Genomic DNA, 6875 nt, shown 5'->3' on the forward strand with positions numbered 1-6875 from the left:
CTCTGGCCCGCAGCCGCGCCACCTCCCCGGCGAGGGCCGCCCAGTCCGCGGCGGGGTCCGCCGGCGCCGGCCAGCGGAACGCGGCGTCGCGCGGCGGCCGGTGCGGGGCGGCCAGCCGGAGCGCGACCTTGGTCCCGCCGACGTCGATCCCGAGGCGGGTCATTCCGGGACCAGCGCGAGCAGGGCGCGGGCGGCGAGCCGGTAGCCGAGCGACCCGAGCCCGACGATCACCCCGTCGGCCACCGGGGCCAGCACCGACTCGTGGCGGAACGACTCGCGCGCCCACACGTTCGACAGGTGCACCTCGATCCACGGGCGCGGGTAGGCGGCCAGCGCGTCCCGCAGCCCCCAGCCGGCGATCATCAGCGCGCCCGGGTTCACGATCGCGCCGACGGTGTCCCACCGGCCGTGCAACGTCTCGATCAGCGCGCCCTCCGACTCGCGCTGCACCGCCACCACCTCCCAGCCGCGCGCCGCCACCTCCGCGCGGACGGCCGCCTCGACGTCGGCCAGCGTGTCGGTCCCGTAGATCTCCGGCTCCCGGCGCCCGAGAATCCCCAGATTCGGTCCGTTCAGCAAAAGCAACTGCACGTCCGCCGTTATAACATGCGCTGCGCATTTGCTGCGCGGAATCGTCGCGCGACATTAGGGCAAGGGAAATATAGGGGGTGCGATAGGGGATGGGAAATGCCCTCCCGGCTTGGGTACCGTGCCGATGAAATCCCCGCTGGGGACGCTTTGTGAAACGGCCGGAACGCACGACCCGGAGGATGTGGAGCACGTGACCGATATCGGATTGCCGGAGTGGCCGCAGTACGACGGGCGGGAACGCGAGGGGCTGGTCCGCGCGCTGGAGCAGGGCCAGTGGTGGCGCATGGGCGGCGGCGAGGTCGACGCCTTCGAGCGCGAGTTCGCCGAGCACGAGGGCGCCGCGCACGCGCTCGCCGTGACGAACGGCACGCACGCGCTGGAGCTGGCCCTCCAGGTGCTCGGGATCGGCTCGGGCGACGAGGTCCTGGTGCCGGCGTTCACCTTCATCTCCTCGTCGCAGGCGGTGCAGCGGCTCGGCGCGGTCGCGGTGCCCGTGGACGTCGACCCCGGCACCTACAACCTGGACGCGGCGGCCGCTGCGGCGGCGGTCGGGCCGCGCACCCGGGCGATCATGCCGGTGCACATCGCCGGGCAGCTCGCCGACATGGACGCACTGGCCAAGCTGTCCGCCGACAGCGGCGTCCCGCTCGTCCAGGACGCCGCGCACGCGCACGGGGCCCGCTGGAACGGCCGCCGCGTCGGGGAGTTCGGCACGATCGCCGCCTACAGCTTCCAGAACGGCAAGCTCATGACGGCGGGCGAGGGCGGCGCGGTCACCTTCCCCGACCGCGACTCCTACGAGGAGGGCTTCCTGCGGCACAGCTGCGGCCGCCCGCGCGACGACCGCGGCTACCACCACCGGACCTCGGGCTCGAACTTCCGCCTGAACGAGTTCTCCGCCGCGGTGCTGCGCGCCCAGCTGAGCCGCCTGGACGAGCAGATCGACACCCGCGAGCAGCGGGCGCCCGTGCTGGACCGGCTGCTGGCCGAGATCCCGGGCGTCCTGCCCCAGGAGCGCGACGCCCGCGCCGACCGGGTGCCGCACTACATGGCGATGTTCCGGGTGCCGGAGCTGGCGGGCGAGCGCCGCGACGCGCTCGTCGACGCGCTCGTGGCGCGCGGCGTGCCCGCCTTCGTGGTGTTCCGCGCCGTCTACCGCACCGCCGCGTTCTGGGAGACCGGCGCGCCGGACGCGACGCCCGAGGAGCTGGCGGCGCGCTGCCCGAACGCCGAGGCGCTCACCGGCGACGGGATCTGGCTGCACCACCGCACGCTCCTCGGCACCGAGGACCAGGTCCACCGGGTCGCCGAGATCGTGGCCGACGCGGTGAGGTCGGCGTGACCGGCCCCGCGCGCGTCCGCGTCGCCCTGGTCGGGCTCGGCTGGGCGGGGCGCCGGATCTGGCTGCCCCGGCTGCACGAGCACGAGCGCTACACCGTCACCGCCGTCGTCGACCCCGACCCGGCCGCGCGCGCCGCGGCGGGAGCGCCGGCCGCGCTCGCGGAGGTCGACGGGCTCGACCCCGCGACCGTGGACCTGGCCGTGGTCGCCGTCCCCAACCACCTGCACGCGCCCGTCGCGGCCCGGCTGCTCTCCAAGGGCGTGCCGGTGTTCGTGGAGAAACCGGTCTGCCTCAGCGTCGCCGAGGCGGACCGGCTCGCGGCGGCCGAGCTGACGGGCGGCGCGGTGCTCCTGGCGGGCAGCGCCGCCCGGTACCGCGCCGACGTCCGGGCGCTGCTGGACGTCGCCGCCGGCCTCGGCCCGATCCGCCACATCGACCTGTCGTGGGTGCGTGCGCACGGCGTGCCCACGGCGAGCAGCTGGTTCGTCCGGCGCGAGCAGGCGGGCGGCGGCGCGCTGCTCGACCTCGGCTGGCACCTGTTCGACGCCGTGGAGCCGCTGCTCGGGCCGACGGCGTTCGACCGGGTCCTCGGCGCGGTCTCGTCCGACTTCGTCAACGATCCCTCGCGCCGCGCGCGCTGGAAGCAGGCCGCGCCCGGCGCTTCCGCCGCGGACGGTGCCGCAGGCGACGTCGAGGACACCGCGCGCGGGTTCCTGGTGACCGACCGCGGCGTCTCGGTGGCGCTGCGGGCGAGCTGGGCGTCGCACGAGACCCGGGACGTCACCGCGATCACCGTGGAGGGCGCCGCCGGGACGGCCGCGCTGCGCTGCACGTTCGGGTTCAGCACCAACCGGCAGGAGGCGCCCGCGCTGGTGCGCACCCGGCACGGCGTCGCCCGGCCCGTTCCCGTCCCCCGGGAGCCGGTCGGCGCGGAGTACTCGCGCCAGCTGGACGAGCTGCCCGCCCTGCTGGCCGACCCGGGGCGCCGCGGCGTCGCCGTCGCGCGCGCACGGGAGATGATCGCGGCGATCGGCCGGCTGTACGACTCGGCCCGGCCGGCGGCCCGGACGCCGGTGGCGGCGGGAGCGGGCCATGCCTGACGATGCCACCGGCCGCCCCGCGGTGCGCGCGGTGGTCTTCGACCTCGACGGCGTCATCGTGGACAGCTTCGACGTGATGCGCCGGGCGTTCCAGACCGCCTACGCCGAGGTGATGGGCGACGGCCCGGCGCCCTTCGAGGAGTACAGCAGGCACCTCGGCCGCTACTTCCCCGACATCATGCGCATCATGGGCCTGCCGCCCGAGATCGAGGAGCCGTTCGTCCGGGAGAGCTACCGGCTCGCCGGCGAGGTCACCGTCTTCGAGGGCGTCGGGCCGCTGCTGGCCGGGCTGCGCCGGCGCGGCCTGCGGCTTGCCGTTGCGACCGGCAAGAGCGGGCCCCGGGCGCGCTCGCTGCTCGCCGTCCTCGGCATCGCCGGGTACTTCGAGCACGTGATCGGCTCGGACGAGGTCGCCCGCCCGAAACCCGCGCCCGACATCGTCGAACGCGCCCTCGCCCTGCTCGGCGCCCGCCCGGACGAGGCGGTGATGGTCGGCGACGCCGTCACCGACCTGCACAGCGCGCGGGCCGCCGGCGTCGGCGCGATCGCCGCCCTGTGGGGCGAGAGCGACCCCGCGCCGCTGCTGGCCGAACGGCCGGACGCGGTGCTGCACCGCCCCGCCGACCTGCTCGGCCTGCTGACTCCGCCCCGTCCCCCGGTCCGGACGTGAGCAAGGACCGTTGAGGGGGGCGGTTAGGGGATTGTCCCGACCATTCCTTGATGAGACTGGGCGCATCCGCCCGCACATTTCCTGCGGGCGGTTCCGCACCGTCACCTTCGCATTGGGGGATGCGCCGGAATGCTGCGCACGGAGCTGATTCGGCCACTGCCCGAATTGCTGGACGAGCACGCCCGCCGGGCGCCCCGGAAGATCGCCTTCCGGGACGCCCGGCGCGCCGTGACCTATGCCGAGCTGGAAACGCGGACCCGGCGTCTCGCGGGGCATCTCGCGGAGCGCCGGCTGCAGCCCGGCGACCGCGCGGCCCTCCTGCTCGGCAACCGCGTCGAGACGGTGGAGGGCTACCTGGCGCTGGTCCGGGCGGGCGCGATCGGCGTCCCGGTGAACCCGCGCGTCACCGAGGCCGAGCTGGCCTACCTGCTGGACGACAGCGGCGCCCGGCTGGTGATCACCGACCCGGCGCACGCCGCGCCGCTGGCCCGGGTGCTGGCCGCGCGGCCGGACGTCGCCGTCGTGGTCACCGGCGACGCGCCGCCCGAGGCGCTCCCCGCGGCGGTGCCGTTCGAGTCGCTCGCCGGCACCGAGCCGGGCACGCCCGCCCGCGACGACCTCGGCCTCGACGAACCCGCGTGGATGCTCTACACCTCCGGCACCACCGGCAGGCCCAAGGGCGTCGTCTCCACCCAGCGCAACTGCCTGTGGTCGGTCGCCGCCTGCTACGTGCCGGTCCCCGGCCTGTCCGCCGACGACCGCGTCCTGTGGCCGCTGCCGCTGTTCCACAGCCTCTCGCACATCGCGTGCGTGCTCGCCGTCACCGCGGTCGGCGCGACCGCCCGCATCCTGGACGGCTTCAGCGCGGCGGAGGTGCTCGGCGCGCTCCGCGAGGACGACATCACCTTCCTCGCGGGCGTCCCGACGATGTACCACCACCTCGTCCGGGCCGCGCGCGAGGAGGGGTTCACGGCGCCGCACCTGCGCATGTGCCTGGTCGGGGGCGCGGTGACCACGGCGGCGCTGCGCCGGTCGTTCGAGGAGGCGTTCGGCGCGCCGCTGCTGGACGCCTACGGCAGCACCGAGACGTGCGGGTCGATCACCATCAACTGGCCGACGGGCGCCCGCGTCGAGGGGTCGTGCGGGCTGCCGGTGCCGGGGCTCGGCGTGCGGCTGGTGGATCCCGAGACCGGCGCCGACGTCGGGGCGGAGGAGGAGGGCGAGGTCTGGGTCCGCGGCCCGAGCGTGATGGCCGGCTACCACGGCCGGCCGGAGGAGACCGCCGAGGCGTTCCGCGACGGCTGGTACCGGACCGGCGACCTGGCCCGGCGCGACGCCGCCGGCTACTTCACCATCACCGGCCGGATCAAGGAGCTCATCATCCGGGGCGGGGAGAACATCCACCCCGGCGAGGTGGAGGAGGTCCTGCGGGGACGGCCCGGCGTGGCGGACGTCGCGGTGGCGGGCCGTCCGCACGAGGTGCTCGGGGAGGTCCCGGTGGCCTTCGTCGTGCCGGGGCCGGAGGGACTGGACCCCGAGGCGCTGTTCGCCGCGTGCCGGGAGCGCCTCGCCTACTTCAAGGTGCCCGAGGAGCTGTACGAGATAGCCGATGTCCCGCGCACGGCCTCCGGGAAGGTCGCGCGGCGCCTGCTGCTGGAGCGTCCCGCGCGGCTGCGCGCGACGGGCGGCGGGCGCCACGAGTCGCTGTTCCGCCTGGACTGGATCCCGCTCCCCTCGGTACCGGGCCGCCCCGGCGCGGAGGACGTGCGCCCGGAAGTGGTGGTTGCCTCGGCGGACACGGACGCGCGGGAGCTTTCGGCTCGGCTCACGGCCTGGACGTCCGGCGACGGCGGCGCGGGCGCCCACCGGGTCGTCGTCACGCGCGGTGCGGTCGCCGTGGAGTGGACCAGCACCGCGATCGACCGCGCCCAGGCGGACGTGTGGGCGGCGATGCGCGGCGTCCAGGCCGCCAACCCGGGCCGGTTCACGCTGCTCGACCTGGACACCGGGGACGCCGGGGACGACGCGGAGCGGTGGGCGGCCGAGGCACTGTCCGCCGGGGAGCCGCAGGCGGCCGTCCGCTCGGGGGTCCTCCTGGTACCGCGCGCCGTCCGTGCCACCGCGCCGCTGGACGCGGCCCCGCGCGGCCCGATCGGCGCGGGCCGGACCGTGCTCGTCACCGGGGCCGGCGGCGAGCTCGGCGCGGCCGTGGCCCGCCACCTGGCCGCGGCCCACGGAGCCGATGTCGCCACCGTCGCCGACGACGCCGCCGACCGGGACGCCCTCGCCGCGCTGCTCGCCGCGAGCGGCCCGATCGGTGCCGTCGTCCACGCGCCCGGCGGACAGGACGCCGAGGCCGCCCTTGCGGGGGCGGTGAACCTGTCCGAGCTGACCCGGGACCACGACCTCGACGCGTTCGTGCTGCTCTCCCCGGCCACTGGGCTGCTCGGAGCCGCCGGACGCGAAGGGGAGGTGGAGGCCGCCCTCGGCGCATCCTTCGACGCGCTGGCCCGCCGCCGCGCGGCCGACGAGCGGCCCGCGCTGTCCTTGGCCCTGGGTCCCGTCGAGGGCGACGGCCGTCCGCCGCCGCCGGGCGTCGGGCGCCTGACGGCCCGGGACCGCATGTCGGCGCTGGACGCGGCGCTCGCCTCGGAGGAGACCTGCCTCGCCGCGTTCCGCCTCGACCCGGCGGCGGTGCGCGCCGACGGGGTCCCGGCCCCGCTGCGCGATCTGATCGAGGCCCCGGCCCGTCCGGTGGCCGCGGACGACGGCGCGGCCGCGGACCTGCGCCGCCGGCTCCTGGACCTGCCCGGCCCGGCCGACCGCGACCGGCTGCTGACGGACCTCGTCCGGACGGCGGTCGCCGACCTGCTCGGCGCCGGCGGCGACCTCCCCGCCGACGCGCCGTTCCGCGACCTCGGGCTCACCTCGCTGACCGCCGTCGCCCTGCGCGACCGGCTGGCCGCCGCCTCCGGGCTGCCGCTGCCCGCCACGCTCGCCTTCGACCATCCGACCCCGCTCGCCGTCGCACGCCACCTGCGGGCGTCGCTGCTCGCCGAGCCCGCCAACCGGGACGCGGCCGTCCCGCACGCCCTGTCCGGCGAGCCTGTCGCGATCGTGGGCATGGCCTGCCGCCTGCCGGGCGGGATCGCCTCGCCGGAGGACCTGTGGC

Annotated in this window: 5 protein-coding genes; 4 read left to right on the forward strand and 1 reads right to left on the reverse strand. The window is 76.5% G+C overall.

Annotated features, from left to right (window positions below; translation table 11 throughout):
* Nucleotides 1-159: 159 nt before the first annotated feature.
* Entirely contained in the window at nucleotides 160-591 is a 432-nt protein-coding gene (locus F9B16_RS48210; RefSeq protein ID WP_192809364.1) for a type II 3-dehydroquinate dehydratase, read from the reverse strand.
* 190 nt (nucleotides 592-781) lie between these two features.
* Between F9B16_RS48210 and F9B16_RS48215 the strand changes: the two genes are divergently transcribed.
* The 4 genes from F9B16_RS48215 to F9B16_RS48230 form a co-directional block, all read left to right on the forward strand.
* Nucleotides 782-1933 carry a DegT/DnrJ/EryC1/StrS family aminotransferase gene (locus F9B16_RS48215; protein ID WP_225992625.1) on the forward strand — a complete coding sequence of 384 codons (1152 nt, stop codon included), beginning with the start codon at nucleotides 782-784 and terminating at the stop codon, nucleotides 1931-1933.
* Nucleotides 1930-3033: a Gfo/Idh/MocA family protein gene (locus tag F9B16_RS48220; RefSeq protein ID WP_151546981.1), complete on the forward strand. Its 1104-nt coding sequence runs from the start codon at nucleotides 1930-1932 to the stop codon at nucleotides 3031-3033. Before F9B16_RS48215 ends, F9B16_RS48220 begins: the two co-directional genes overlap by 4 nt.
* Nucleotides 3026-3703 carry an HAD-IA family hydrolase gene (locus tag F9B16_RS48225; protein ID WP_151546982.1) on the forward strand — a complete coding sequence of 226 codons (678 nt, stop codon included), beginning with the start codon at nucleotides 3026-3028 and terminating at the stop codon, nucleotides 3701-3703. Before F9B16_RS48220 ends, F9B16_RS48225 begins: the two co-directional genes overlap by 8 nt.
* Before the next feature lie 129 nt (nucleotides 3704-3832).
* A partial coding sequence (locus F9B16_RS48230; RefSeq protein WP_151546983.1) for an AMP-binding protein occupies nucleotides 3833-6875 on the forward strand: 3043 nt, incomplete at its 3' end.

It is taken from the genome of Actinomadura montaniterrae (assembly GCF_008923365.1).
In the GTDB taxonomy this organism is placed as follows: Bacteria; Actinomycetota; Actinomycetes; order Streptosporangiales; family Streptosporangiaceae; genus Spirillospora; species Spirillospora montaniterrae.

Excerpts from the sequence above, each read along its gene's own strand:
- F9B16_RS48225 (WP_151546982.1), top strand. The coding sequence starts at position 3,026 with ATGCCTGACGATGCCACCGGCCGCCCCGCGGTGCGCGCGGTGGTCTTC.